The 24,968-nt window shown below is 70.8% G+C and carries 18 protein-coding genes and 6 pseudogenes; 14 read left to right on the forward strand and 10 right to left on the reverse strand.

All coding sequences use genetic code 11. The annotated features are described in order from the left end of the window. Positions 1–14 precede the first annotated feature (14 nt). From LO771_RS26775 to LO771_RS26785, 3 genes are all read right to left on the reverse strand, one after another. Entirely contained in the window at positions 15–1,223 is a 1,209-nt protein-coding gene (locus LO771_RS26775; RefSeq protein WP_230747279.1) for an MFS transporter, read from the reverse strand. Positions 1,224–1,265: 42 nt separating this feature from the next. Continuing rightward, the gene (locus LO771_RS26780) at positions 1,266–2,279 is read right to left on the reverse strand and encodes a hypothetical protein (RefSeq protein WP_230747280.1); all 1,014 of its coding nucleotides are present in this window, start codon (positions 2,277–2,279) and stop codon (positions 1,266–1,268) included. A 189-nt stretch (positions 2,280–2,468) separates the two neighbouring features. Further along, entirely contained in the window at positions 2,469–3,818 is a 1,350-nt protein-coding gene (locus LO771_RS26785; RefSeq protein ID WP_230747281.1) for an aminotransferase class I/II-fold pyridoxal phosphate-dependent enzyme, read from the reverse strand. Positions 3,819–3,978: 160 nt separating this feature from the next. Between LO771_RS26785 and LO771_RS26790 the strand changes: the two genes are divergently transcribed. From LO771_RS26790 to LO771_RS26820, 7 genes and pseudogenes are all read left to right on the forward strand, one after another. Next, complete coding sequence (locus LO771_RS26790) at positions 3,979–4,662, forward strand: HAD family hydrolase (protein WP_230747282.1); 684 nt, start codon at positions 3,979–3,981, stop codon at positions 4,660–4,662. 163 nt (positions 4,663–4,825) lie between these two features. Further along, positions 4,826–5,521, forward strand: a complete 696-nt coding sequence (locus LO771_RS26795; RefSeq protein WP_308189012.1) for a phosphoribosylaminoimidazolesuccinocarboxamide synthase — start codon at positions 4,826–4,828, stop codon at positions 5,519–5,521. Then, positions 5,514–6,215 (forward strand): SDR family oxidoreductase, encoded by a 702-nt coding sequence (locus LO771_RS26800; protein ID WP_230747286.1) that lies wholly within the window; start codon positions 5,514–5,516, stop codon positions 6,213–6,215. The genes LO771_RS26795 and LO771_RS26800 overlap by 8 nt, the downstream gene beginning before the upstream one ends. A 34-nt stretch (positions 6,216–6,249) precedes the next feature. Then, positions 6,250–6,651, forward strand: a complete 402-nt coding sequence (locus tag LO771_RS26805) for a hypothetical protein (protein ID WP_230747288.1) — start codon at positions 6,250–6,252, stop codon at positions 6,649–6,651. Between the two features lie 2 nt (positions 6,652–6,653). Further along, complete coding sequence (locus LO771_RS26810) at positions 6,654–7,460, forward strand: HAD family hydrolase (protein ID WP_230747291.1); 807 nt, start codon at positions 6,654–6,656, stop codon at positions 7,458–7,460. Between the two features lie 310 nt (positions 7,461–7,770). Then, positions 7,771–8,790: pseudogene (locus LO771_RS26815) on the forward strand (ISAs1 family transposase). 242 nt (positions 8,791–9,032) lie between these two features. Then, a complete protein-coding gene (locus LO771_RS26820; protein WP_230747292.1) occupies positions 9,033–9,416 on the forward strand; it encodes a hypothetical protein in 384 nt (127 codons plus the stop codon). Between the two features lie 637 nt (positions 9,417–10,053). Here the strand turns inward: LO771_RS26820 and LO771_RS26825 are convergent. Together LO771_RS26825 and LO771_RS26830 are read right to left on the reverse strand one after the other, a co-directional pair. Beyond that, positions 10,054–10,881 carry an alpha/beta fold hydrolase gene (locus LO771_RS26825; RefSeq protein WP_230747294.1) on the reverse strand — a complete coding sequence of 276 codons (828 nt, stop codon included), beginning with the start codon at positions 10,879–10,881 and terminating at the stop codon, positions 10,054–10,056. A gap of 761 nt (positions 10,882–11,642) precedes the next feature. Next, positions 11,643–11,968 (reverse strand): annotated as a pseudogene (locus LO771_RS26830) (IS5/IS1182 family transposase); the annotation flags it as partial. 1,227 nt (positions 11,969–13,195) lie between these two features. Here LO771_RS26830 and LO771_RS26835 point away from each other — a divergent pair. The 3 genes from LO771_RS26835 (at position 13,196) to LO771_RS26845 (ending at position 18,249) form a co-directional block, all read left to right on the forward strand. Beyond that, the gene (locus tag LO771_RS26835; RefSeq protein WP_230747295.1) at positions 13,196–14,029 is read left to right on the forward strand and encodes an MBL fold metallo-hydrolase; all 834 of its coding nucleotides are present in this window, start codon (positions 13,196–13,198) and stop codon (positions 14,027–14,029) included. A gap of 959 nt (positions 14,030–14,988) precedes the next feature. Beyond that, positions 14,989–15,477: an SAM-dependent methyltransferase gene (locus LO771_RS26840; RefSeq protein WP_230747296.1), complete on the forward strand. Its 489-nt coding sequence runs from the start codon at positions 14,989–14,991 to the stop codon at positions 15,475–15,477. 1,299 nt (positions 15,478–16,776) lie between these two features. After that, positions 16,777–18,249, forward strand: coding sequence for an FAD-dependent monooxygenase (locus LO771_RS26845; RefSeq protein WP_230747299.1), 1,473 nt, complete (start codon positions 16,777–16,779; stop codon positions 18,247–18,249). A gap of 418 nt (positions 18,250–18,667) precedes the next feature. On the opposite strand, the gene LO771_RS26850 is transcribed toward LO771_RS26845, so the two are convergent. Both LO771_RS26850 and LO771_RS26855 read right to left on the reverse strand, forming a co-directional pair. Then, positions 18,668–19,411, reverse strand: a complete 744-nt coding sequence (locus tag LO771_RS26850) for a phosphodiesterase (RefSeq protein WP_230747300.1) — start codon at positions 19,409–19,411, stop codon at positions 18,668–18,670. A gap of 112 nt (positions 19,412–19,523) precedes the next feature. Then, positions 19,524–20,165: a YitT family protein gene (locus LO771_RS26855; protein WP_230747301.1), complete on the reverse strand. Its 642-nt coding sequence runs from the start codon at positions 20,163–20,165 to the stop codon at positions 19,524–19,526. A gap of 129 nt (positions 20,166–20,294) precedes the next feature. Here LO771_RS26855 and LO771_RS26860 point away from each other — a divergent pair, with 129 nt between their 5' ends. Then, on the forward strand, positions 20,295–21,686 hold the full coding sequence (locus LO771_RS26860; RefSeq protein ID WP_230747302.1) for a PLP-dependent aminotransferase family protein: 1,392 nt from the start codon (positions 20,295–20,297) through the stop codon (positions 21,684–21,686). Between the two features lie 180 nt (positions 21,687–21,866). Next, positions 21,867–22,280: pseudogene (locus LO771_RS31745) on the forward strand (transposase); the annotation flags it as partial. 231 nt (positions 22,281–22,511) lie between these two features. On the opposite strand, the gene LO771_RS26865 reads toward LO771_RS31745, so the two are convergent. After that, a complete protein-coding gene (locus tag LO771_RS26865; protein WP_230747303.1) occupies positions 22,512–23,564 on the reverse strand; it encodes a hypothetical protein in 1,053 nt (350 codons plus the stop codon). A gap of 402 nt (positions 23,565–23,966) precedes the next feature. Here LO771_RS26865 and LO771_RS26870 point away from each other — a divergent pair. Together LO771_RS26870 and LO771_RS31505 are read left to right on the forward strand one after the other, a co-directional pair. Next, a pseudogene (locus tag LO771_RS26870) lies at positions 23,967–24,203 on the forward strand (DUF664 domain-containing protein); the annotation flags it as partial. Positions 24,204–24,300: 97 nt separating this feature from the next. Next, positions 24,301–24,399: pseudogene (locus LO771_RS31505) on the forward strand (helix-turn-helix domain-containing protein); the annotation flags it as partial. 5 nt (positions 24,400–24,404) lie between these two features. Here LO771_RS31505 and LO771_RS26875 read toward each other — a convergent pair. Together LO771_RS26875 and LO771_RS26880 are read right to left on the reverse strand one after the other, a co-directional pair. Continuing rightward, positions 24,405–24,731, reverse strand: coding sequence for a hypothetical protein (locus tag LO771_RS26875; protein WP_230747304.1), 327 nt, complete (start codon positions 24,729–24,731; stop codon positions 24,405–24,407). A 132-nt stretch (positions 24,732–24,863) separates the two neighbouring features. Then, a pseudogene (locus LO771_RS26880) lies at positions 24,864–24,968 on the reverse strand (IS5/IS1182 family transposase); the annotation flags it as partial.

Below are 24,968 nucleotides of genomic sequence, written 5' to 3' on the forward strand. Positions count from 1 at the left end.
TCCTGCGACCGTTCTCAGGGCTGGGCCGCGTCCGCGGTGGCCAGGACCGGGGCCGCCGCCGGGGCGGGGGCGAAGCCCTTGCGGCCGAGGGCCAGGATGGTCAGGGTGACCAGGGCGCCCGCGGTGCCGCACAGCGCCGCCCAGTGCTCGTTGGTGTGCGCCAGCACGTTGCCGACGGCCGCCGAGCCCAGCGACGTGCCTGCCGCGAACAGCGTCACCAGCCAGGCGAATGCCTCGGTGGTGGTGCCCGGGGGCGCCAACTCACCCACCAGCACGAAGGTCACGGTCAGCAGCGGGGCCAGGAATGCGCCGGTGAGCAGCATCACCACCATCATGTAGCCCGGCGGCGGAACCAGGACCAACAGCCCGTACCCGACCACCAGTCCGCCGGCGAACAGCATTCCGCGGTGGGCGAGCGTGCCCGGCCAGCGGCGGGATCCGTACACGAGCACACCGGTCAGCGAGCCGAAGGCGTTCAGGGCCAGCAGCAGGGGCGCGCCGCCGGGCACGTCCCAGTGCTCCGCGTAGGAGACGACCAGCACGTTCAGGGAACCGATCGCGAAGCCCACCCCGATCAGTGCGCTCAACAGGGTGACCAGCCGGCCGCTGCGCAGCGGGCCCAGCCAGTCGGCCGAGCGCGCCTCGGCCCGCCACTCCCGGGACGGCCGGGAGCTGGCCACCACCGCCACCCCGAGCAGACCGAGCAGTGCCTGGACGTACAGCGCGGCCGTCGGCGACCAGATCGCGACGCTGCCTGTGACCACCAGGGGGCCGGCCACGAAGACGAGCTCCTGGGCGCTGGAGTCCAGCGCGTACGCCGACTCGAGTCTCCCGGCGGGGGCGATCGCGGGCCAGAGCACCCGCAGGCAGGGCTCCAGCGGGGGCGTCATCGAGCCCGCGAGCACGGCGCCGACCAGGACGGCGGCGGGCTGGTCCGGTGCCAGCGCGATGGCGATGAAACCCGCCGCCGCGAGCAGCGCGGTCGGCACCAGGATGCGGGTCTGCCCCCAGCGGTCGACCAGTCGGCCGAGCAGCGGTGAGCCGACCGCCGCCGAGATCGCGTAGGCGCCGGCCGCGATGCCGACGAAGCCGTACCCCGACCCGGCCTCGCGCAGCGCCAACGGGATGGTCAGCGCGGCCATGGCGGAGGGCAGCCTCCCCACCCAACTGCCCAGGAGCAGACGGGTGACGGAGGGGGATCGGAGGAGGACGAGGAAGCTCATGAGCGCCACCTTAGGGAAATCTACGCGCGTGTACCCACTAATTCATCGATTATCCTGTACATGCAAACGAAGGACCGCCGGACGGTCCGCACGCACCCCGACCTCGATGTCCGTGACGGCGATCGCACGGTGGTGGGCCAGGCCGGGCGCGACGGTGACCCACGCGTGTCCGGTGGAACGGTCCGCCCAGCACGCCGCGCCGTCCCCGCGGGCGGTGCTGTGCCAGAAGTAGCGGTGCTGGTGCCCGGGCGGCAGCAGGGCGAGCAGGGCGGGAGGGGTGTCGCGCAGGTCGACGCCGAGCAGCCGGCTGCGCTCGTCGAAGGTCAGCCAGACCTCGCCGCGGTAGCCGATCCGCAGCAGCGGTCCGGTCGCCGGGGCGTCGAACACGACGCGCAGGAAGCCCGACTCCGGGTCCCAGTCGACCCGGGGCACGGCCGCCGGGCCGAAGCCTCCCTCGCCCGGCAGCAGGCCCGGCCCCGTCTCCGCCCGGTAGTCGGCGGCCAGCCGGTGCACCAGATCCATCCGGTCGGCGGCCAGCAGGCGGGCCGGCTCGGTCAGCAGCTCGCGCTCGGTCCGCAGCAGCGCCTCGTACAGCTCCGGCGGGGCCGGCCAGGGGCCGCCCGGGGCCGGGTCCGGGTCGTCCGGGTGCCAGGGCGGGCCCTCCCCGGTCAGCGCCCGCCGGAGCCCGGCGGCGCCCATCGCGTCGACCCGTTCGGCGTCCAGCACGGCCGCGCCGTACGGGCTTTCGGCGGTGCGGGCGCCCGGGCCGACGATCACGAGGAGGTCCGGATGCAGTTCACCGGGCACCCCCGAGCGGTTCAGAAAGTCGAGAGCGGCGTCCCTGGTGCCGTCCGAGGCCTCCCCCACGCCGGGCAGGCGGAAGCGGTGGTACAGGTAGGCAGCACAGTGGGCGGTGTCCGCGGCGAGCCCCGACGCCTCGGCGATCCGGCCGGCCAGCGCGGCGGCCCGGGAGAGGTGGCCGACGTCGTAGGGCGCGTCGAGCGCGTCCAGGTCGGCGAGCGTGCGGTCGTGCAGGCGTTCGAATATCGACGTCACGGCCTTCGGACTCCTCGGTCCGTACGGGGTGGGCATGGGGGGACGGCCTGCCCGGGCGCGGCCGGAGGGCGGTGTCGGGCAGGGCCTGGGAAACGGTCGGCGGAGAGGCGGAACGGCCGGCTTCTCTCCAGATCCGACCGCCAGGATCGTTCGCACCGATCCCCCCTGTCAAGGACGTCCCACGCGTCCTCAGGTCAGTCGCCCGCGCTCCGGATCCCCCCGGAACACGGCGGCCAGGTCCGCCGCGAGCGCCGGGACCTCCGCCGGGGCGAGTCCCGTGACGGTCAGCCGCAGCCCGGGGCCGGAGCGCAGCCGGAAGGGTGCGCCCGGGGCCACCGCCCAACCCCGCTGCAGCAGCGCCACCACGGCCGAGGCCTCGTCCCGCACCGGGATCCAGACGTTGAAGCCGCTGCGCCCCAGGGCCGGCACGCCCTCCGCCGCCAGGGCGCGGATCAGCGCGCGGCGCCGCTCGGTGTAGTGTGCGGCGACCCGGGCGCGGTCCACCGAGGCGTCCTCCAGCAGCCGCGCCGCGGCCCGCTGGAGGACATGACTGACCCAGCCGGTGCCCAGCCGCTGACGGCCGCGGAGCCGATCCACGGTGTCGGCGTCGCCGGTCAGCACGGCCAACCGCATGTCGGGGCCGAGGAGTTTGGTGACCGAGCGGACCACCGTCCAGTGCCGCACGATCGGGCGCCCGTCCGCCGCGCACACCGGGTGGTACGGGGTGTCCGCGATCACGTGCCCGAAGTCGTCCTCGACCAGCAGCACGTCGGGGCGGTCCGCCAGCACCGCGCGCAGCTCGGCCGCGCGGGCGGCGCCGACCGTGGCACCGGTGGGGTTCTGGGCACGGGAGGTGATCACCAGGGCGGCGGCGCCGGCCGCCACCGCCTGCGCCACATCCTGCGGGCTGGGGCCGTCGTCGTCCACCCCGACCCCGGTCATCCGCAGGCCGAGGGCCGGCAGCAGGTCGTGCAGGCTGCCCCAACCGGGGTCCTCGACGGCGACCAGGTCGCCCGGACGCAGCCGGGTCTGCAGCACCCGCTCGATCGCGTCCAGCGCGCCCGAGGCGACGGCGGTGGACTCGCCGGGCAGGCCGTCAGCGGTGAACTCCCGCCGGGCGACGGCCAGCAGGCCGGGATCCATCGTCGGATGGCCGTACAGCACCGGGTCGCGCAGCTGCTCACCGGCCGCAAAGGCCAGGGCGTCGGCCAGCGGGGGGAGCAGGGCGGGATCGGGGTTGCCGTCCGTCAGATCCCTTACGCCGTCCGGAACGTCGAACCGCGGCTGGTCGCGCGGGGTGTGGGTGGGCCTGGGCAGCACCCTGGTGCCGCGGCGGCCGCCGGTCTCGATGACACCGCGGTCGCGCAGTAGACGGTAGGCCGCCGCCGCGGTGTTGGGGTTCACGCCCAACTCGGTCGCGAGCCGGCGGAGCGGGGGCAGGGGACTGCCGGGGGCGAGGCGTCCGGCCGCGACCGCCTGCTCCACGTCGGCGGCGATCTCCGAGGCCCGACGTCCGCGGATCCGGTGCTGCTCTAGCATGATGACCATTCTGCACGACTGTTTGCGGACCCGTTCGGAGTCCACTCGGTCGGCTCACGTCCGCGCCTCGGGAGCGGATCCTCGGCGCGCGGTCCCCGGTACGGCCTCCGGACCGCCCGTCGACACAAGTCATCGGCACCTACTTCGAGGTGGATCGGTAATGCTCAAGGGACAGACGCTCGTCTTCGACGCCGACGACACACTGTGGGAGAACAACGTTCTCTTCGAGCGCGTCATCGAGGGCTTTCTCGACTGGGTCTCGGGGCCCGAGGATCGTACGCGCACCAGGGTGCTGCTCGACGAGATCGAGGCGAGGAACGCGGTCACCCTCGGATACGGCGCGGGGATGTTCCGGCAGAGCCTGCGGGAGTGCCTGGAGGCTCTCAACGGGCGAACCCCCACAAATGCCGAGAACGCCCGGGTGGAGGATCTCCTCACCCCCCTGACGAACCGCCGGATCGAGCTGATCGAGGGCGTCGAGGAAACCCTCCTCGCCCTCTCGGCGGACCACGAACTCCTACTGCTCACCAAGGGGAACCTGGAGGAGCAGCGGCGGAAGGTGGACGCCTCCCGGATCGCCCACCACTTCCGCGGCATCCACATCGTGCCGGAGAAGAACGTGGACACGTACCGGCAGCTCTCCGCCGGCCTGGGCCTGGAGGCCGAACGCATGTGGATGATCGGAAACTCGCCGAAGTCCGACATCCTGCCCGCCCTTCGGGCCGGCCTGAAGACCGTCTACATTCCGCACGAGCACACCTGGGTGCTGGAGCACGACGAGTTCCGGCCCGAAGAGGCGACACTCGTCCTGCGGACCTTCGCGGAGTTGCTGGACCACTTCTGAACCGGCCGTCGATCATGACATGCCCCCTTCTAAACCTTCTGGAGGCCCTTTCTTTCCAGTCATGTCCGTGTCAGACTTGCTGACCGCTGATCATCTACGCCTCAGGCACCTTTGCGTGCCCGATCTCCTGGAGCGGCCTGTGGCCTCCTCAGACACGGTTTCCGTGACTTCCCGCACTCCGGACCTCACAGGGCGAAGCAAGAAGCTCTGGCATGTCGACGACGGCCTCTGCCTGATCGAGATGATTCCCTCACTCCGGAGTTTCACCTTCGATCGTGACGAACTCGTCGACGGGACAGCCGAGTTGCGTCTCGACTTCTTCGAGTACGTTTCGGCGCGGCTGGCCGAACGCGGTGTCCACACCGTCTTCCGCGAACGGGTGGGGCCGACGAGCTACCTCGCCGACTACCGCCCGGCTCCCCCGTTCGAGGTCATCGTCAAGAACCGGGCCACCGGTTCGACCACCCGCAAGTACCCCGGCCTCTTCGAGGAGGGGCAGGTCCTGGACCGCCCAGTCGTGAAGTTCGACTACCGGGTCGACCCGGAGGACCAGCCGATCGGCGAGGACTACCTGCGGCTGCTCGGCATCGACGTGGAACACCACCGGCAGGTCGCGCTCGACTGCAACGCGGCCTTGCGCGAACTGCTCGCGCCGCTCGACCTGTGGGACTTCTGCCTCGTCATCGCGCCCGACGACAAGCACGGACTGGTGGTCAACTCCGAGATCTCACCGGACTGCATGCGGCTCAAGAGCATCGACGGCAAACCCTACGACAAGGACATGTTCCGCCAGGGCGCAGGCCGGGAGGACATCCTCGGCCGCTGGAGCGAACTGATCTCGATGGTCTCCGGTGAGTGAGCCCTCGGGGCCGCCGATCGCCCTGGTGACCGGGAGCAACCGGGGCACCGGACGGGCCGTCCGCAGTCGGCTGACCTCCGACGGGTACGACGTCCGCTGCCTCAACCGCACCCCCTGCGCCGACCACGAGGACACGGTCACCGTGGACTTCGGCGACCCGGCCGCCGTCGCCCTGGCCGCCCGGCGGATCCTGGCCGACGCCCCGCGGTTGGACCTGCTGGTGGTCAATGCCGTCACCCGCGGCTTCGGCACCGTCGCGGACGTCACCGCGCGGGACTGGGACGAGGCCGTCGCGGTCAACCTCACCGCGCCGGTGCGGCTCGTCCAGGCCGCACTGCCGCTGCTGCGCCGCAGCCAGGGGCACATCGTGCTGATGGGCTCGCACGCCGGCTCCCGGCCGTTCGAGGGCGGGATCGCCTATTGCGCGACCAAGGCCGCGCTCAAACAGGTGGCCGAGGTGCTGCTGATGGAGGAGCGTCGGCACGGGGTGCGCACCACCCTGCTCAGCCCCGGAGCGATCAGGAACTTCGACGACGACCACTCCGCGTACAAGATGAGCGTGGAGTCCGTCGCCGAAGTGGTGTCCTGGGCGGCGTCCACACCGCGCGACACCGTCCTGGGAGAGATCGAACTCCGACCCGGCAGGCTGGCCACCCCACCTGTCGTCGGACTCGACCGGCTCCAGCACGTCTGAAGGTGCACGAACTGCAACCGACAGGAGTGGAACCGTGGAACCGCACACCAGCACGGCCGGACTCTGCACGTCCGAGGCGGAATGGGACGAGGGGCGACGGCGCTTCTCCGCCGACCTGCTCCCGGGCGCGGACGGGTCGGACGCCACCCGGACGTCCTTCCGGACGATGGTCTGGCTGGGATTCGGTGCGTCCGGAACGGTCACCTCGGTCGACGTCCACGACATCCCGGCCCGGCTCTCCGACCTGATCCCCCGGGTGAAGGGCGAGCACGTCCTCGGGTGCGCGGTTGTCGACACCCAGTGGCTCTGGGTGCCGCTCGGCACGGAGCCGACGATCCGTCGGCGCACCGGCACCGCCGAGGTGGAGGCCGTGGTGACCGGCGCGGGTCTGGCCCGGCTCACCCTGCGCTTCCTCCCGGAAACCCCCGAGGGCTGATCATGGCTGACGGCTACCGACTGCTCGCCTGCGACCTGGACGGCACACTGCTGGACTCCGACGGCGTGCTGCCCGGCGCGGTGTCGGACGCGCTGGGCCGGGCGGTCGCGGCCGGCCTCACCGTCGCGGTGATCACCGCCCGTCCCCCGCGGGACGTGCCGGCCGCGATCCGTACGGGCATCCCGCCCTCGGCCTACTGGGCGCACGGGAACGGGGCGCTGGTGTTCCGGCCGGGCGAACGCCGGCCGAGCCGGAAGCTGGTCTTCGACCCCGGAGTGCAGCACCGGATCGCGACCGTCCTCGAAGAGGCGCACCCGGACTGGGCGCTGGCCTTCGACCTGCTGGACGGGACGATCGTCCAGCCCGGCTTCCCGGAGGAGCTGGCCAGGCACTGGAACGGGGTCGAGCGGCGCCGCGGCGTGGTGTCGGCACGGCCGGTGGTGAAGCTGCTGGCCTGTCCATTCGCCGTGATCAGCACCCAGCTCGTCGTGGCGGTGCAGAAGCTGGTGGGACTTGACGCCGAAGTCACCGCGTCCGGGCCGCACTTCCTCGAACTCGGTCCGCGCGGCACCGGCAAGCACGGTGTGCTGGCCTGGATCGCGGCGGACCTCGGCCTCGACCTCGCCCAGACCGCCGCCGTCGGCGACGGCCTCAACGACCGCGGGATGCTCAGGCTCGCAGGCCTCGGTGCTGCCCCTGCCAACGCCCACGAAGCCGTCCGGAGCGCTGCCGACCGGCTCCTGCCGAGCAACGACGACGACGCGGTGGCCCACCTGGTCGACCAACTGCTCTGTCAGGGAGGATCCTGATGCCCAGTCGGCCGTCCGGGACGGCACCGGCCTCGCTGGTGCCGCCCCGTCGGCGACGGCGTGCGCGCAGGAGGTGACGGTGATGCCTGTCCACCCTGGCAACGGCCTCATCCTGCGGTGGTACACCCACGCCCGGTCCGTGCTCCCGGCCGTCTTCGGCCGCACCGTGACCGCGGTCGGGCTGACCGGGTCCTGGCTGCCGCCCTGCTCGGTTGCGCCCGGTCCTCCGCCTCCGGCAGGGTGACTGCTGGTGGAGCGGTTGCGGCTGCTGCCGGACCCGCGTCGGCGGCGAGGAGTGCGTCACCCGTTCGTGGCGGTGCTGCTGGTCGCCGCCTCCACGGTGGTGGCCGGCGCGCGCTCGTATGCGGCCATCGGCCAGTGGTCGGCGAACGCTCCGCAGCACGCCCTGGCCCGGCTGGGCGCGCGGGTCGTGGGCGCACTGGGTGTACGCGTCGGGCCGAGTGCCGCCACGATCCGGCGGGTCATCGGCCTGGTCTGCCCGGGCGGACTGGCAGATCTCACCGGCGCCGATCCCGCCGACTCGGACTCGATCGCCGTGGACGGCAAGACCGCCCGCGGCTCCCGGCACAGCACCTCATCCGCCGCCCGCCTGCTCGCCGCGATGGCCGGCGACGGCCGGACCGTCACCCGGCTGCGAGTACCTGGCAAGACCAACGAGATCACCTGCTTCGCCGCCCTCCTGGAGCCCTACGACCTGGCCGGGGTCACGGTCACGGCGGACGCCCTGCACACCCAGCGCAGCCACCTCCGCTTCCTGGTGGAAGAGAAGAAGGCCCACTACCTGCTGGTGGTCAAGGCCAACCAGCCTGATCTGCACCGGAGGCTACGGGCGTTGCCGTAGAAGGACGTCACCGCTCGCCGCTACGACCGGGAGGTCGCGCACGGCCCCAAGGAGACCCGCGTGACCAGAGCCCTCACTGTCACCGACCTCGGCCTGGACTTCCCCCACGCCGTCCAGGCCGTGCGCATCCTGCGCCACCGCACCGACCTCAAAACCGGCACCGTCAGCCGCCAGACCGTCTACGCGATCACCGACCTGACCTCGCAACAGGCCTCGCCCCAGCGGCTCGGCCGACTCGCCAGGTCGGAGTGGACGATCGAGAACCGGCTCCACTTCGTCCGCGACACCACCTTCGCCGAGGACGCCTCGAAGATCCGCACCGGCCACGGACCCGAGAACATGGCAACCCTGCGCAACCTGGCGGTCAACACCCTCCGTGCTGCCGGGCACCACAACATCGCCGCCGGCCTCCGCCACACCTCTTACGAGCCCTTCACCCGCCCGCTCGAGTTCCTGGGCATCGCCTGACCAACGCACTCACGAGATCACAGGACTTTGCAACACCCCTGGCCCCCAACCCCAGCCCCAACTCCCGCCGCAGTAGGGCCTCTGAGCAGCCTGTACGGCAGCCATGAACGTCGTTGACAAGATCGCGACAAGGCCACAGACTGTGCCTTTCACGCAGGGCATCTCGGAGGGGAACACTCGAAATGGCTCGCACAAAAGCAAGGCTCGGCGCACTCGCCGGAACACTCGCTCTCGCAGCCGGCATGACGCTGACGAACGCCGGACCCGCTTCCGCCGCTCCCTCTTTCACCTTCAGTTACTACTCTTACTCCAACGGCGACTACACGATCACCGTCTACAACGACGGAGTGTACGCAGGGTCGGTGGATTGGTACGCGGACCCCCACGGTGTCTACGGTCCCGGAACCGGAGACACCGTTTGTGCGTCGGACGATCTGGCCGACGGTTACGGGATCGAGGCCCACCTGAACGGCACCTTCCGGCAAGCCACGACCGCCGGGCACAACTCTCCGTACACCGACTGCACATCGGGTAACATCACCGAGAACACCCCGCTGACCCTGCGCGCGTACGTCGTGAAGGGCGGCGAGGTCGCGTGGTCGGAGGGAAAGCTCGTGTACTCCTGACCGGAGGCCCTGGGGAGTGGAAGCCCCACGCGTGCATCCGATCGCCGCGGTGCTCGGGGCGGTGCGGACGGTGACGACGGACACGGTCCGGGGCGCCGAGCCGGGCCAGGGTGTCCTGCGGAGCGTTCCGCACCCGCTGTCCGACCGCCGAGAAGGACCGGGCCCCGCACATTCGCCAGTCCCGATGGCTGGTCGCCGACCGCGCGATGCCGACGCGAGGCCGACTTCACCAGACACACCGCGGACTGACGACACGTAGCAATGCCCGGGACGGCCGGGCGGCCTGGGTCTCGGTGCGAGGCCCAGGCCGCACGACCGTCTCTCTTGGTCAGCACGCGGTGAGGATCGTGCGGCCGTTCGGCGAGCGTCCGCGGCCTGGCCGCTCGAGGGCGGGAACGGCCTCGGCGGCCGACGTGCCGCGGCCGGGTCGTACCTGCCGGGCAGCGTCCGGGAGGTCCCCGCTCCCCGGCCATCGAGCAGGGATGTCAGGCACCTCGCTCAACAGCCCAGAAGCCTCGTCCGTTCTGCCCACTCTCCAGCGCCCCCCTGCCTCACCCGTCTGGGATCCGCCCTGAAAGGCCCGCTGACGGACAACACCCATCATGCGACCGTCGTCGCCGTGGCGGGCTCGTCCACGTCAGCTGCGCACGAAGTCCAGCAGATCCTTGTTGAAGATCTCGGCGTACTTCGGCACCATCGCAAGACCGTGCGGTGCGCCCGGGTACACCTTGTACTCGACATTCCTGACGATCTTCGACGACTTCTCCCCCGCAGCCACGATGGGGACGATCTGGTCGTCGTCCCCATGGACGATCAGTGTGGGAACGTCGACCTTCTTCAGATCCTCGGTGGTGTCGGTCTCGGAGAACGCCTTGATGCAGTCGTACGCACCCTTGATGCCGACCGTCATGCTCCAGAGCCAGAACTCGTCGCGGGTTCCCTGCGTGACGGTGGAGCCCTCACGGTTCGCCCCGTAGAACGGCGCGCTCAGATCCCGGTAGTACTGAGAGCGGTCGGTCTCCACACCCCGGCGGATCTCGTCGAAGACCTCGAGCGGCAGTCCTTCGGGGTTCGCGTCCGTCTTGAGCATCAGCGGGGGGATCGCAGCGAGGAGGACGAGCTTGGCGACCCGTCCCGTCCCGTGCCGGCCGATGTAGCGGGTGACCTCGCCGCCGCCGGTGGAGTGACCCACCAGAACGACGTCGTGGAGATCCTCCGCCTCGATGACCGCAGCCAGGTCGTCGGCGTAGGTGTCGAGATTGTTGCCGTCCCAGGGCTGCCCGGAACGCCCGCCCCCGCGCCGGTCGTGCGCGATGGCGCGAAAACCGTTGTCCGCCATGAGTTTCATCTGCGGATCCCAGGCGTCCGCCGTGAGCGGCCAACCGTGGGAGAAGACGACAGGCTGACCGGAGCCCCAGTCCTTGTAGTAGATCTGCGTACCGTCGTCGGCGGTGGCGAAGGGCATGACTGATTTCCTTTCGCACTGCTGCTGCGCGAGCCACATGATGAGGAGCCGCGAAGGGGAAAACCCGTCCTTCGGGCAACCCTAGCCGCCGGTCCCCGTTTCAGCGCGCCGGAGCCGCATCCACCGCCCGATGACCGCGGCGCCGATGGTGTGACGCAAAAAGGTGACCGCTGAGCTGGAAGGATGGGAGTTCTCCACGTTTCCGTCTGTCCAGCGTCAAGCAGCTGACAGGGCTCGGGAGAGCTGAGGAAGAGCGGGGGTTCGCGAGGCCGCTAAGGACGTCGTGGGGCCGGTTCCGGGCCGGCGCCTCGTGCGACCGGACCGTGCTGCACTCGATCCGGTGGTGCTCGGCATCGCGGACCAGGTCGAGGGCGCCGGGGATCCGCTCGAGGAGGAGCTTCTCGTACGTCGGGGAGCCGAAGCCGCGTTCGCGTGAACCGTTCCGGCCCGGGGTGCGGACCCGGGTGCCCATGTGCCGCCGTTCAAGGCGGGGGGTGACAGGCGGCTCGAAGCGGAGGAGGCGGAACGGGTTGCCGCTGCCGGTAACGATCGTGATCAGCGGCTGGATCGCACCGTAGGCGTCGCATGGGGCGCGGTCGGCGGGTGCGACTCCGTCCGGGGCTCGGCCTCGGTGAGGGCGGGTTCGGTCGCACTGACCGGGTCGTGCTGGTCGGCAGTGGGCGAGATGCGCGGGCTGAGCTCGTCCCGTGGACGAGCAGTCCCCACAGCCGGCGGCCGACAGGTGCCGCCGCCGGTATGGGGATGACGAACGCCTTGCGTCCGGCGCGGGTGGCCGGGGTCAGGTCCGGGGCGACGGCGGTCAGAACCCCGACCGCCTCCGCGATGGAGCGGTGGACGGTGGCGATCCCGAGGCCGAACCCGACTGCGAGCCGGGCGTTGGGAGTCCCTCCCGGCCGAAGGCTGGGGGCGTGTGTCCGCACCGCAGGTGGGCCAGGACCAGCAGGGCCTGCCGGTCGGCGCTCGGCCGGCGCCACCGCGTGCCGAGCTCCAGGCGCCGGGCGGACAGCAGGCGGGAGAGGTGGCGCAGGGTCGAGCTGGACAGGTCGATCCCCCAATGGGTGGACAAGCACGTGACGGTCCGGGCGGACAGGTTGCTCTTGGTCGACAACCCGTCCACCAGGAGCTTCACCCCTTCCCGGACCCCACCCGCGCACCAACTGGCCGCTTGTCCAGGCAAGTTGGAAACGGTCCCATGTCCACCGTTTCGGAGCGGATGCGCCGGCCGCACCGAGCACCTCCTGCGCCTCCGCAACCGACAGCCCTCGACCGGAGACCGCGGGACGAAGGGGCCATGAAGGAGTTCCACCGAACCCACCGGGCCGACCACGGGGTCCGCAGGGTCCACGCCGCCCTCCTGCGCGCAGGTCACACGAGGCGACCTGCTGCACGGTCGAGCGCCTCATGGGCGCGACCGGTCCGCGCAGGGTGGTCCGGGCCAGAGCCCAGGCGCCACCGGCCCCGTCCTCGGGGCCGACCGGTCTGCCGGCCTGGTCGAGCGACTGTTCACCGCGGGCTCCCCCAACCGGTTGCTGCCGCCGACATCACCTCCTTCGGAACCTTCTCCGGCCGGGTCTGCGCGGCCTTCGTCCTTGACGTCCTCTCCCGCACGGGCACCGGTTGACAGGTCGTCACCTTGCCCTCTGCGCCGACCTCGTCATCGACGCGCTGGAGGAGACGTCCTGGTGCCGCCGGCACAACGGCGCCGGCCTCGCCGGCTCCGACCACCACGTGGACTGCGAAGTCCGGAGCGGATACAGCCGGTGGACCAGCGCCGGTGCCCGGCCTCCGTGGGCGCTGCCGTCCGTCGGGAGCGTGGCGTCCGGCGCCCGCCCGGTGCGGCACCCGGGCCCTCGGACCCCCGGTGACCGGCCTGATCAGCAGAAAAGGGCCGCCGGAGAAACCGGCGGACCGGCACGAAAGACCGGGGTCGGCAAGATCGCGGAGTCCGGCTGCGGCAATAGCATGCCGCTGTTAGCGTGTCAGACAAAGGTCCGGACGCGTTTCGCGCGATTGAGCCGCAGACCGATGAGTCATGTTCGGTTTCCCGCGGAGCCGTCGAATGCCGGCACCGGAGGCAGGAAGAAGGAATTCCGTCATGAAGCGGAAAATGAAGACCCCTGGTCAGGCTGCAATCGCCGCCGTCCTGGCGGTGTGCGCACTGGGCTCGTCACCCGCCCCTGCATCGGGCGGGACACACTCCCCCGGCGCCCACGCAATCGATTCGCCGCGGGCGTTCGCGTCGGCCGGAAATCCGTCTCCGGGCGCGCCGAAGAAGCAGAAGAACCCCTACGAGGTGATCAACGCCGCTGCCGTCCGGGACCCCATCACCGTGACGCCGCTTCGGGGCGGCGTGTACATGCTTCAGGGGTCGGGCGGTAATATCGGCGTGCTGCCGGGCCGCGGCGGCGCTGTCATGGTGGACGCCGGCGTGGCCGTCTCCCGCCGGAAGATGGAGAGCGCCCTGCGGAAGCTCGGGGCCTCCCGCGTCAGGTACCTGGTGAACACCCACTGGCATTTCGACCACACCGGCGGAAACAGGTGGGTCCACGAGCACGGCGCCAGGATCATCGCCACCCCGAACACCCTGCGCGATCTGAGCCGGAGCATCCGGGTGGTGGAGTGGGCGCACACCTTCCCCCCGGTCGCCGCCGCTGCCCGCCCCACGGTGACCGTCGCCTCGCAGAGGACGTTCACCGTCGACGGCCGGTCGGTGCGACTGCGCCCGTACGGCCCCGGCCACACCAACGGCGACCTCTCCGCCTATGTCACCAGGGCGAACGTGCTGTTCACCGGTGACACCTTCTGGAACAACCTCTATCCGTTCATCGACTGGGAGACCGGCGGCAGCATCAACGGGATGATCCGGAGCGCAAACCAGAACATCGCGATGGCGGGCACCGACACGATCGTCGTCCCCGGGCACGGGCCGGTCGGAAGGCGCGCCGATCTGGTGAGGTTCCGCGACATGCTCGTCGCCATCCGTGACCGCGTCGCCGGTCTCAAGCGCAGGGGCCTCACGATGGAACAGGCCGTCGCGGCCCGGCCCACCCGGCCCTTCGACGCAACGTGGGGGCAGGGGCTGATCGGCCCGGACCTCTTCACCCGGCTCGTCTACCGCGGCGTATGAGGTACGCCGGTGGGATTTCTCCCGGGCAGGGGCTTTTCAAGGTCCCGGCAATCGGGTGAGCCCGCAGGCCGCAGTGGTGCGAGAAGTCCGGGCCGGCCCGTCACCGGTGCGACGACATTCCAGTCGGCCGGGATGGCCGGTCGCGCGTCGGACTTCATGGCCGGACTCGTTTCCTGCGGGTCCGGCCAGCCGCTTCCGACTGCCCCGGAACTCCTCAGCCCGCGGCCACGACGTTCCTGCGCCGCCGGCTGTGAGGCCTGGTCCCGATCCGTTGCTCGCGAAGACGAGGGCCACGCGCGATGCCACCGGCCCGGCCAGGACTGAGCCCGATCCGCGTGAACGTGCGCAGGTGCTCCTTGAACCCAGATGAGGCGTGCGCCCAAGGCGCGCATCCCGCGCGACAGGGTGCCGCAGGTCTGCGTGCCGGGGTGAAGGTGAGGGCGGGAGCCGCCGGGCGACGTCCTGAACAGGGGGTGGACGCCGATCCCGGCGCCGGCGGCACCGTCCGCGTCCCCTGTCGCGGCCGGCTGGGAGAAGTCCTTCGCAGGCCAGAAGGCCGATGGGGGCATCCCCGTCAGAAGGCTGAGGGAGTCTCCCCCGCCGGGATCACCGCGGTCGGCGAGCCAGCGAGGGACAGGGCAGCACATGGGGACGAGCCGGGCGGGCCGGCGGGCACCCCACGCCCACCGGCGCGCGCCCCGAAGCCCCTGAAGCCCTCGAAGCCCTCGAAGCGATCACTTCGGAATCACGCCGATGGATTCGGACTGAAGAAAGGTCCGTCAGGACAGGAGCCGCCGTCCGGTTCTTCCCGACCCGGGGGGTTATCCTCGTCCTGCGAACCCGGTGCGGCCGAACAGCACCGGTCACACGGGCCCGCGAACCTCCGATCCGTCCTGCAACGCCGCACCGCACCGCAGTCCGGACACCACGGCTCCGCACTTTGAATTCAGGATGACGTCATGGCCCAGAACGAATCCTTCGAGGTCACCCCTGTCGGCTTTGTCGAAGGGAGGACCGGATCAACGAATGGAGAATGGGGAAGGACCAGATCGGTCATCCGAATCGACGGGGACAGGTTCACGACCGACTCCGTGGCCGGACTGGAGGAATTCTCCCATCTGGAGATTGTTTTCCGTTTCCACCTGGCGGACCCGGCCGACCTGAATCCAGGGGTGCAACACCCCAGGGGGAACCCGGACTGGCCCGAGGTCGGCGTGTTCAGCCACCGCAACTGGAACCGTCCGAACTGGCTCGGCGTCTCACGCTGCCGCCTGATCGACGTCGACGGACTCGACCTTCACGTCGAGGAACTCGATGCGGTGGACGGCACACCCGTTCTCGACATCAAGCCCTGGTTCACCGACTTCGGCCCGCGGGGCGAGGTGCGGCAGGCCGCGTGGACCACCGAGATGCTCGGCGACTACTTCGCCTCCCCGCCGGGGGCGTGACCGCCGGGGACGGAGCACAGCGTGCGGCACGGAAGGGCATCCAGCGACGGGAAATCGGTTTCCCGCAGGCTGCGGCAGCGGGTACAGGCAGCCCTGGCGCCAGGCCGCACCCCGGGCGGCGTCGAACGTCCCGGGTCGACGCCCAGCCTCGGTCCAGGACACGGAGGCGGTGGGACGGGAACGTCCGGGCGCACCGCCCACCGCCCACCCGTGGTCGGCCTGACGCCGGCCGCGTGGACGACGGCCGCGCGCATGCACCGCTCGGGCAGGCGAGCGAAGGCCTCCTCCCGCCGCCCCCGCGCCTCCTCCCGCGCGCGGACGCCGACGGCGGCGTGTTGGGCGGCCGGCCCGCGCCGGGGCGATGTGCGACGGTCGAACCGGGCCGCGACCTCCGTGGCCGAGCGGTGCACCTCGTCGCGAGGCGGGAAGGGGTCGATGGGGTCGCCGCCGCAGCGGCGCCCCTTCCAGGCGATCCCCTCGGTGGTAGCCCAGCGCGGCTGGGCCATCTCCCGGTCGGACGCAGGTGGTCGGCGGACGAGAGGGTGGGCAGGCCCTGACGGCGCTCGGGCCGCCGCGGCTGCCCTCCCGCCGGATGGCCGTTCGCCGCACGGTCCGGGATCAGGCAGACCGCGGTCAGGCACACCGCGGCGGTGCCCGCCCCGCGGCCGATCGTGCGGAAGCAGCCCGCAGGCACCCGCGGCGGCACGGGCGTCGGCCATGCCTCCTGCACGCCCTTCACCCGTCCGCTCGACCTCCTGGGCACCGCCCGGCCGGCGCACGCACGAGGTCCGCCCGACTGTGCGGCACCCCTGGGTCAGGGCTGCCGTCCTGCGCCCGGGCGGCGTCCGGGACGGTCCCCCAGCACCCGGTTCCGCAAGGTGTTCCTGTTGCTCCCCGGGCCGGCGGCGATGCCACTGCAGGTCGCCCCGGCCAGGGACGCCACCAAGGCCACGGCTCCGCCCTGAACTCCTCCGAGCAGTCCTTCGTCGCCCTCGGCGGTGTTCCCGCTTCCTCCGGATCGGGCAGCTCCGGTACCAGCGCGTCCACCGCTCAGGGGAAGGCCCCAGCCCCATCGGCCGAACGTGCCGCCGCGCGTCGAGCGCCTGACCGAGGTACGTTCGAGAGATCAGGAGAAGGACGTTCAAGGAACGTCCGAACCGGCTGCCGGGAGGTACGCGGACGACCCTCACGGCGTCGTGAAAAGACACCGGCGGTCGCGAAGAAGAAACCGCACCGTGGCGACGCTGCTCAAAAGGAACGGCGCCGTCGCTGAAATCCACCGGCACGCAGGAGAACACATTGGGGTCGGACAACAACGTGCTGATCGTGGGTGCGGGTCCGGCAGGGCTGCTCCTCGCGGGTGACCTGGCCGAGGCCGGCATCGACTGCACCGTTGTCGAACGGCGCAGGCAGGATTCCGCGCTCACCAGAGCCTTCGCCGTGCATGCGCGGACCATGGAGCAGCTGGACGCCCGCGCGATTGCCGACGAACTGCTCCCGACCGGTATCCGCAATCCGGTCCTGCAGTTCCTGGGAATCGACTTGTCGCGGCTGCCGAGCCGCTACCCCCACGTGCTGGTGACGCCGCAGTACAACACCGAGCGGGTGCTGCGCGAACGCGCACGCGCCCACGGCGCGAAGATCAGCGAGGGCTGCGAGGCGCTCGGGCTCCGGCAGGACGGGACCGGCGTCGACGTGGAGGTGCTGGCCACGGACGGCACCGCACAGACCCTGCGGGCGGCCTACGTGGTCGGCGCCGATGGCAGGAACAGCATGGTGCGCCGGTCGCTCGGCCTGCCGTTCCCCGGCCGCTCTGCGGTGCGATCGATGATGCTTGCGGACGTCCGGCTGGCAGATCCGCCGCGGACCCCTCCGACCGTGGGAGCGGTGGGCGACGCCTTCGCCATCGTTGTCCCCTTCGGGGACGGCTGGTTCCGTGTCATGGCATGGAACCGCCGCAACCAGGCGCCCGACGGCGCACCGGTCGGTCTGGACGAGATCCGTCGGACCGCACGGCATGCGCTCGGCAGCGACTTCGGCATGCACGATCCGCGTTGGCTCTCCCGGTTCCACAGCGACGAACGTCAGTCGCCGTGCTACCGCCTCGGCCGGGTCTTCCTTGTCGGGGACGCAGCCCATGTTCATTCACCCGCCGGCGGCATGGGTCTGAACACCAGCCTTCAGGACGCGGCCAACCTTGGCTGGAAACTCGCGGCCGTCCTGCGCGGGCGGGCGGCGGACGCCCTCCTCGACACCTACCAGACCGAGCGCCACCCGGTGGGGCACAGGGTGCTGCGGATGAGCGGTGCCCTGCTGCGCGGGGTGCTGACCACGCCGCGGGCACTGTGCGGTCTTCGGGACCTGTCCGCGCGCACAGTGCTGCGCCTGCCTCCGCTGGCCTCGCGGCTGGCCGGAGCGATCTCCGGAATCGACATCTCCTACCCCGCCCCGCCCGGCGCACATCCGCTCACGGGTCGACGCGCCCCCGACGTTCCGCTGGCTGACGGGCGGCGGCTGTACGAAGCGCTGCGTACTCGGCGGTTCGTGCTCGCCGCACCCGCGGACGCATCACCGCCTGCTGCGATCACCGAGGAGTGGGCTGCGGAAGTGGAGTTCGCAACCGTGGCCGGCCCGAGCAGGCGGACCGTCCTGGTCAGACCGGACGCCTACATCGCATGGGCCACATCTGAGCAGCGGCCGAAGGACAGGGACGAGGAGGTCCGGCGGGCACTCACCGAGTGGTGCGGCGCGGCACCGGCACGGCAGCTGTAGTTCGTGGTCTGCAGCGCGTCACCGCTGGCCGGCGGGGCGGGAGCCGGTCGCGGACGCGGATACGGCCACCGGCGTCATGATCGCGTGTGACGACGTGTCACACGACGCGGTGGCCGCAGACGCCACCGTAGCGCAACAGGCATGGCACGACGCTCTCCGGGAGGTCATGGACCTGGTCGCCGACTGCTTCCCCCGCCGGCGAGACCCGGCAGGCCTTCCGCCGGACGGCCCAGGCCCTGCTCATGGAGGTCGAACGGGCTGACTGCCGGACCCCGGCCCAGGCGACCGGCCGCCGCGGCCCGCACCGCCTGCAGCGCTTCCTCGCACGCGCGGCGGGGGGCCACGAAAGGACCCCCGGCTGGAAGCCGCCGTACGGCATGGTGGTGGACCACTGCGGCTCCGGGTCGAGCGGGCGGACTCAGAGCACGACGCGGTAGTGGGTGGTCAGGCGCCGGTCGTCGTCCAGGACGTGGAAGGCGATGCCGGGTGGCTGGTCCCGGTCTGCGGGGTGGTCGCCTTCCCAGGGCATCCTCAGGGTCCAGGTGACGGCTGGGCCGACGATCAGGGGACGGGCTGCGAAGGTCGAGGCGGCTGCCGTGTGGGCGTGTCCGGTCAGGACGGCGACCACCTGTGGGTGCGCCTCCAGCAGGGCGGCCAGTTGTCCGGGCTGTTCCAGCATCATAGAGTCGAGCAGCGGGTGGTGGAGTTCGACCGGCGGCTGATGGAAGGCGATCAGTGCCGGGGTGTCCCGTGGCAGGCCGGCGAGAGTGGTGTCCAGCCAGTCGAGCGTCCGGGCGTCGAGACGTCCCTCGTCGCGACCGGGGATGGTGGAGTCGCACATCAGCACGGCGGTCCCGGAGATGTCGTGGAGCCGGTTGACGGGCGCGTGGTCGGGCGCCTCTCCGAGGAGGGCCTTGCGGTAGGCCGGGCGCACATCATGGTTTCCGGGGCAGGTGAGCACCGGGAAGGGGGCCGCCAGGATGCGGGCTGCCTGCTCGTACTCGGCCTCCTCGCCGTGATCGGCTATGTCCCCGGTGACCAGGACCGCATCGACCGGCCGGGGCAGGGCCCGCAGGTGGTCCATGACGCGCTCGGCGCGCCGGGTGGCCCTCTCACTGCCGTCCAGGTGCAGGTCACTGATCTGGGCAAGGAGCAGCGTCATGTCCGTCCTCTCATGATGGGGATGGTCGGATGCGCCGAGGGGTACTGAGCCGGTCGCTGTCCGCCTTCAAGGGAAAGCGGCGCGTTCCGGTGCAGCGATGGTGGACTCGCGTTCACCGGGTGTGTCGTCCGTCTGCGTCGACGGCGGGCAGGCGAACTACTACCCGGGGGAGGAAGTAGCCCACGAGGGGCCCCGTGCACAGGGCGACGAGCACGGTTCCGGCCCCGAGGGTTCCGCCCATGAGCCAGCCGGCACCGGCGACAGCGACGTCGACGCCGGTGCGCACCGCAGCGATGGGCAGGCGGGTGAGCCGGACAAGTCCGGTCATGATGCCGTCGCGGGGGCCCGATCCGAACTGTGCACCGAGGTAGAGCGCGTCGAAGAAGGCCAGAGCAACGAGGCCGAGCACGAGGTACGCGATCTCGGTGGGTGTCCCCTGCGGGCGGGGGAGGACGGCTGCGGTGGCATCCGCGGCGAAGCCGACGACGGCGACGTTGAGGAGTGTGCCGAGGCCGGGCGGTTCTCGCAGCGGAATCCATGCCAGAAGCACCAGCAGGGAGATCAGGTTGGTTGCCCACCCGAACGAGACACCAAGAGTCGCGGCGGTGCCCTCGGTGAGCACGTTCCAGCCGGCTGCTCCCAGCCCGGACCGGACGAGTGTCATCACAGCGGCCCCGTACCCCACCAGGCCGATCACGAGCTGGAGGACGCGGCGTGTCGTGCGGCCGGCCCTGATCTGGGCGAGCGCGTTCAACCGCGTCAGTACGGGCTGGTCATGACCCACCTGGACGGGGGCGTGTCCAGCGGAAGCAGGAGATGCCATGCGGCAAGCCTGCGAGTATCTGGACCTCGATTCCATAGCCAGATTGCTTATGCTGGCGCGGTGAAAATCAGTGCGCACGCGGTAGGACGCATGCTGGGGCCATGGCAGGAGGGGCCCGGGCCGGCGCATCAGCGCCTCTCCGACAGGCTGCGGCTCCTGGTCCTGGACGGACGCATCCCTCTCGGGTCGGCCCTGCCGGGCGAGCGTGACCTGGCCACCGCGCTCTCCACCAGCAGAACCACCGTCGGCGCGGCCTACCGCACTCTGGTCGATCAGCGATACCTCGCCGCACGGGCACGCGCCAGGGCGACGGTGCGGCTGCCCGATGACCCGCCGCCCGAGCGCAGGAGCGCCGCGGGCTCGGCGGGCATCGACCTGTCCTTCGCCGCTCCGCCCGCGCCGGTCGAGATCCTCCACACGGCGTTCGCCACCGCGCTCGAACAGCTGCCGCGGCACTTCGAGCGGCACGGCTACGACCGGTACGGCATCGCGGAGCTGCGTGAAGCGGTGGCCGGCTGGTACCGACGGCGCTCCCTGCCCACAGCCCCCGATCACATCCTGATCACCAACGGCGCGCAGCACGCGCTCGCTCTTCTCGCGCGCACCCTCCTGTCCCCACGCGACAGGGTCCTGATCGACCATCCGACCTATCCGCACGCGATCAGCACGTTCACCGAGGCGCGTTCCCGGCTCCTGGCGGTCGCCGTGACGTCCTCGGGCTGGGACACGGCTCAGCTCCAGGAAGCGGCCCGCAGCGCGAATCTGGCCTATCTGATACCCGACTTCCACAATCCGACGGGGCTCTGCATGCCCACAGGCGTCCGCGCCGGACTCAGGCTCGCCTGCCCCACGGTAGTCGACGAGACGATGACCGACCTGGCCCTGGACGGGGCAGACCCGGAACCCTTCGCGCTGCACATGCCGACCGCGATCAGCATCGGCTCGGTCTCCAAGAGCATCTGGGGCGGCCTACGCATCGGCTGGATCCGGGCGACGCCGTCCCTCCTGGAACGTGTCCAGCAGACCCGGCACGCCACGGACCTAGGCACCCCTGTCGTCGAACAGCTCGCCACGGCCGTACTCCTGAACGAGCACCGGACCCGGCGCCCTGGCACACTCCGACAACTGCGATCGCAACGCGACGCACTCTGCGAAGCACTCGCCGAGCACCTGCCGGAGGTCCGGTCCCTTCGACCCGTCGGCGGCGTCACGCTGTGGGCGACGTTCCCTGACCCCATCAGCTCACGGCTGGCAGCGATCGCGCCGGACTACGGAGTGACCATCGCAGCCGGACCGCGCTTCGGGATCGGCGGCGCGTTCGAACGCAACATCCGACTGCCCTACACCCTCCCGCCCGGTCAACTGGCCCAGGCAATCGGCAGACTCGCACGGGCACGGCGGGCACTTGCTCGAGGCGCTGCCGGTACCCACACCCCCGCACCTGTTGCGTAAGCGTCGACAGAGCAGCACGTCCACACAGCCCAGTTCGGTCCGGTGGATCAGGTTGGGGTCCGACTTCTCCCTTCTCCGGCCACGTTGAAGCGTTCCCTTGATCGCGGACACCTGGAGACTGGGATCTTGAGGTTCTAGAGGAAGCAGCATCAGGCGGGGAGCGGGGACACAAAGCGGTACACCGAGGAGTTCAAGCACGACGCGATCGCGCCCGTCGGTTCCTCGGGCGAGACGGTCACCGCAGTTGCCCGGGAGCCCGGGATCAGCTCGGAGTCCCTGCGCGGCTGCTACCACCGGGCGAAGGCGGACCGGGGTGAGGGCGATTCCGGTGAGCTGACCGGCGCCGAACGCGAGAAGTTCAAGCGGTTGCGCAAGGAGATCTGTGAACAGCAGCAGAGCATCGAGATCCTGAAAGAAGCGACTGCCTTCCCGTGCCGTGTCCGGCCGGATCCGCATCTTGAACAACATCCTCCACAGCGTCGAGGACAGGCGCATCATGAACCGCACCGATGGACCGCTCTGATCGCAGCAGGCACTCGTGCGTCTGCCTGCTCGCGGGCCCGCCGGGCGTCGCCGCCGGTCTGCCACCGGTAGGAGCCGAACCGGAAGACCGCCAGGGGCTGGATCAGCCCCTGCAGGGGCCGACACCTCGGATGGACGCCGAACTTCTTCGTCTGCCGAACCCGCCCTCAGAGGCGACACGAGCCCTCCGGGACCGCCTGGCCGACCCGGTAGTCGAGGCCCTCATGCGACTGAAGTTGGGCGCAGCCGGGACGCTGGGCAGTCGTCGGCTCCAGCGTTTGGGAGGGGCAGCACTGCTTCGCATCAGCACCAGCGCGTGTGGTGGCACGGGTTCCAGCCATGACCGTCGGAGCCGCCGCCGGAGTCGCCGGAGTCCCGGGGAACCCCGTGGGGAAAGGTCGTGTTGCGGTTGCGGTCGCCGGGGAAGGGGTCGAGGTAGTCCGGGTCGCCGTCGCCGTCCCGGTCCGGCAGGTCCACGGAGGTCCCCGTCCCCCGGTCAGGGTCCGGGCAGCCGTTGTCACGGGACGACAGGAAGAGCGTCACGTACGTGCCGACGCGCACCGGCTCCCCCTCGGCCGGGTCGTGGGCGCACACCCGCCAGGTGTCGTACTCCCCCTTGTCCGGCAGCGTGTCATTGGCGTAGGCCGCCTGTGCCCAGACGTGGTCGGCGGGCACTCCGAGGGCGACGACCTCCTGACGGGCCTTCGGCCATGCCTTCCAGACCAGTTCGGGCATCCGAGGAAGGGGGATGGGAGCCCCGTCCTCCTTCGGGCACGGGTCGCCGCTGCGGACGGCGCCGAAGTCGACCGTGGGGTCCGCGTCGGTCCCCCCCTCCGTCTGGAAGCAGACCTTCCACAACGACCGGGCAGAGAATGCGATGTCCTGCCCCTCGTCGGACGCGTCATGGAAGGTGACGTCTGCCCCGGTGCGGACGACCCGCCCGTAGGCCAGGTCGAGGCTCCTGCCCCGGTAGTCCTGGAGGGGTCGTCTCGTCCCCGTCGGGACCGATGGCGCGGAGGGTGCCGCCGTCCATGAGGCCCCTGTCGGGTCGGCCACCGCCGCAGGGCTCTGCCCCTCGTTCTGCGGGGAGCCGGGCAGGACGCTGACCAGCAGACCCGTGGCGACGACCGTCGCAACGGCCTTCCCGACCGCAGGCCACGGGTTTCCCCGCCACAGCACGACCACCGCTGCGATCAGCGCGGCCGCGCCCAGCCGAGGCCAGACCAGCCCGCACACCGGCACAGCCGCGACGAGGCCGACCCGGACGCCGTGCGTCCGCCACCACGCCCTCCAGGGCATCGCCTGCCGGGGGCGGGACGGCTTGGACGGCGACGGAGCGGGGAGCGGGCCTGACAAGATGGTGTCGTCCTTCACGTGCGTTCGTGCGATCTTGCGATCTTGCGAACGTATCGTAGTGCGAGAAGCAGGCTGACCCTGTGCGTCCTCACGAGCCCTGCTCGCAGGCGTAGGAGAGCCCGGCGGCGTGGGCGCACGCGAAGCGCAACTGTGCAGCGACGTGGGGGCGTTGCTTTGCGTGGACGATCGCGCGTCTGTCGGTTGGCCTTTCGGAACGTTGATGTGGAGTTCGGCGATCTGGACACGCTTGCGGATTTCGTGCTGGATGTGACAGCGGCCCTCCAGGCAGAGGCCGACACCGCAGAGATGACGCGGTGGTCGGCGACAGCAACAGTCATAGGGGCCAAGTGGGAGGCTGGCCTCTCTGGGAGCTGCGCACCCCTTCACAAGGGCACGGTCCTTGGCGGCTTCGAACTGGCCGAGGACGCCACACTGCACGACGCGCTCGCGACCTGGCAGACGGAGATCGCCCGCGCCCGCGAGCTCTGCGCCGACCGCGCCCTGACCGACACCGGCCGCTTCATGGAGCAGGACGTCAACCTCCGCTGGATCTACGTCCACATGATCGAGGAGTACGCCCGCCACAACGGCCACGCCGACCTGCTCCGGGAGCGCATGGACGGCATCACCTGTGTATGACGTTAAATCAGATAGGCACGCGCTGCGATGAGGTGACGCGTCGCCGGGTTCCCGGCCGGGCGACGCGTCGCGCCACGGTGCTCGGGCGGCTGAACGTGTGCGTGTCCGTAAGATCGATGACGACGAGGGGCAGCGACTGCTGCGGATCGTCCGTAGAGGCGCCGGATCGGTGGTGACCCGGCGACGAGCGCAGATACCGTTTCAGGATTCCTCCTGCGCGTGGGCAGCGCGACAGCGTTCGACCTGCCCGGTGACCTGCTCCATGAACCAGCGCATGATCTCGTACGGGATGACGTGCTCGCCATGGCTGTGGATGTGGACGGCCGGTTCCGGACTCGGGTCCTCGTCGGGGACGAACGCCACCAGGAAGGCAGCTCCGGGCAGGTAGGTCGCCGCGTTGTGGATCTCCGTCCACGTGGCCGGCGCGGGCACGGCCTCGCTCAGCTCGACGACCCAGGCATCGTCGGGCAAGGCGTAGTGGAACTGGACGGCGTAGTGACGGCCTGCATGTTCTCGCAGCTCTGGCATGTCCGCAGGCTGCCACAGCTGTCGGGCGGGAGTCGCGCGGATATCCGACTGCGGGCCCTGCAGTCCGGAGCCTCGGTCACGCGACTCAACCAGCGGTTACGGGAGGATCCCTAGGCCGTGTCTGACAAATGATCATGTCTGGGGTTCGCGGAGCCACAGGATGAGTGAGGCCAGGACGAGGCCGGTGCGGTAGCGGGTGGCGAGCTTGTCGAAGCGGGTGGCGATGGCGCGGAACTG

It is taken from the genome of Streptacidiphilus sp. ASG 303 (genome assembly GCF_020991365.1).
Taxonomy (GTDB): domain Bacteria; phylum Actinomycetota; class Actinomycetes; order Streptomycetales; family Streptomycetaceae; genus Peterkaempfera.

Coding starts and splice junctions, on each gene's coding strand:
- LO771_RS26850 (WP_230747300.1), bottom strand. CDS start 19,411: ATGACGCTGCTCCTTGCCCAGATCAGTGACCTGCACCTGGACGGCAGT.
- LO771_RS26840 (WP_230747296.1), top strand. CDS start 14,989: ATGGCCCAGAACGAATCCTTCGAGGTCACCCCTGTCGGCTTTGTCGAA.
- LO771_RS26820 (WP_230747292.1), top strand. CDS start 9,033: ATGACGCTGACGAACGCCGGACCCGCTTCCGCCGCTCCCTCTTTCACC.
- LO771_RS26810 (WP_230747291.1), top strand. CDS start 6,654: ATGGCTGACGGCTACCGACTGCTCGCCTGCGACCTGGACGGCACACTG.
- LO771_RS26790 (WP_230747282.1), top strand. CDS start 3,979: ATGCTCAAGGGACAGACGCTCGTCTTCGACGCCGACGACACACTGTGG.
- LO771_RS26785 (WP_230747281.1), bottom strand. CDS start 3,818: ATGCTAGAGCAGCACCGGATCCGCGGACGTCGGGCCTCGGAGATCGCC.
- LO771_RS26825 (WP_230747294.1), bottom strand. CDS start 10,881: ATGCCCTTCGCCACCGCCGACGACGGTACGCAGATCTACTACAAGGAC.
- LO771_RS26875 (WP_230747304.1), bottom strand. CDS start 24,731: ATGCCAGAGCTGCGAGAACATGCAGGCCGTCACTACGCCGTCCAGTTC.
- LO771_RS26775 (WP_230747279.1), bottom strand. CDS start 1,223: ATGAGCTTCCTCGTCCTCCTCCGATCCCCCTCCGTCACCCGTCTGCTC.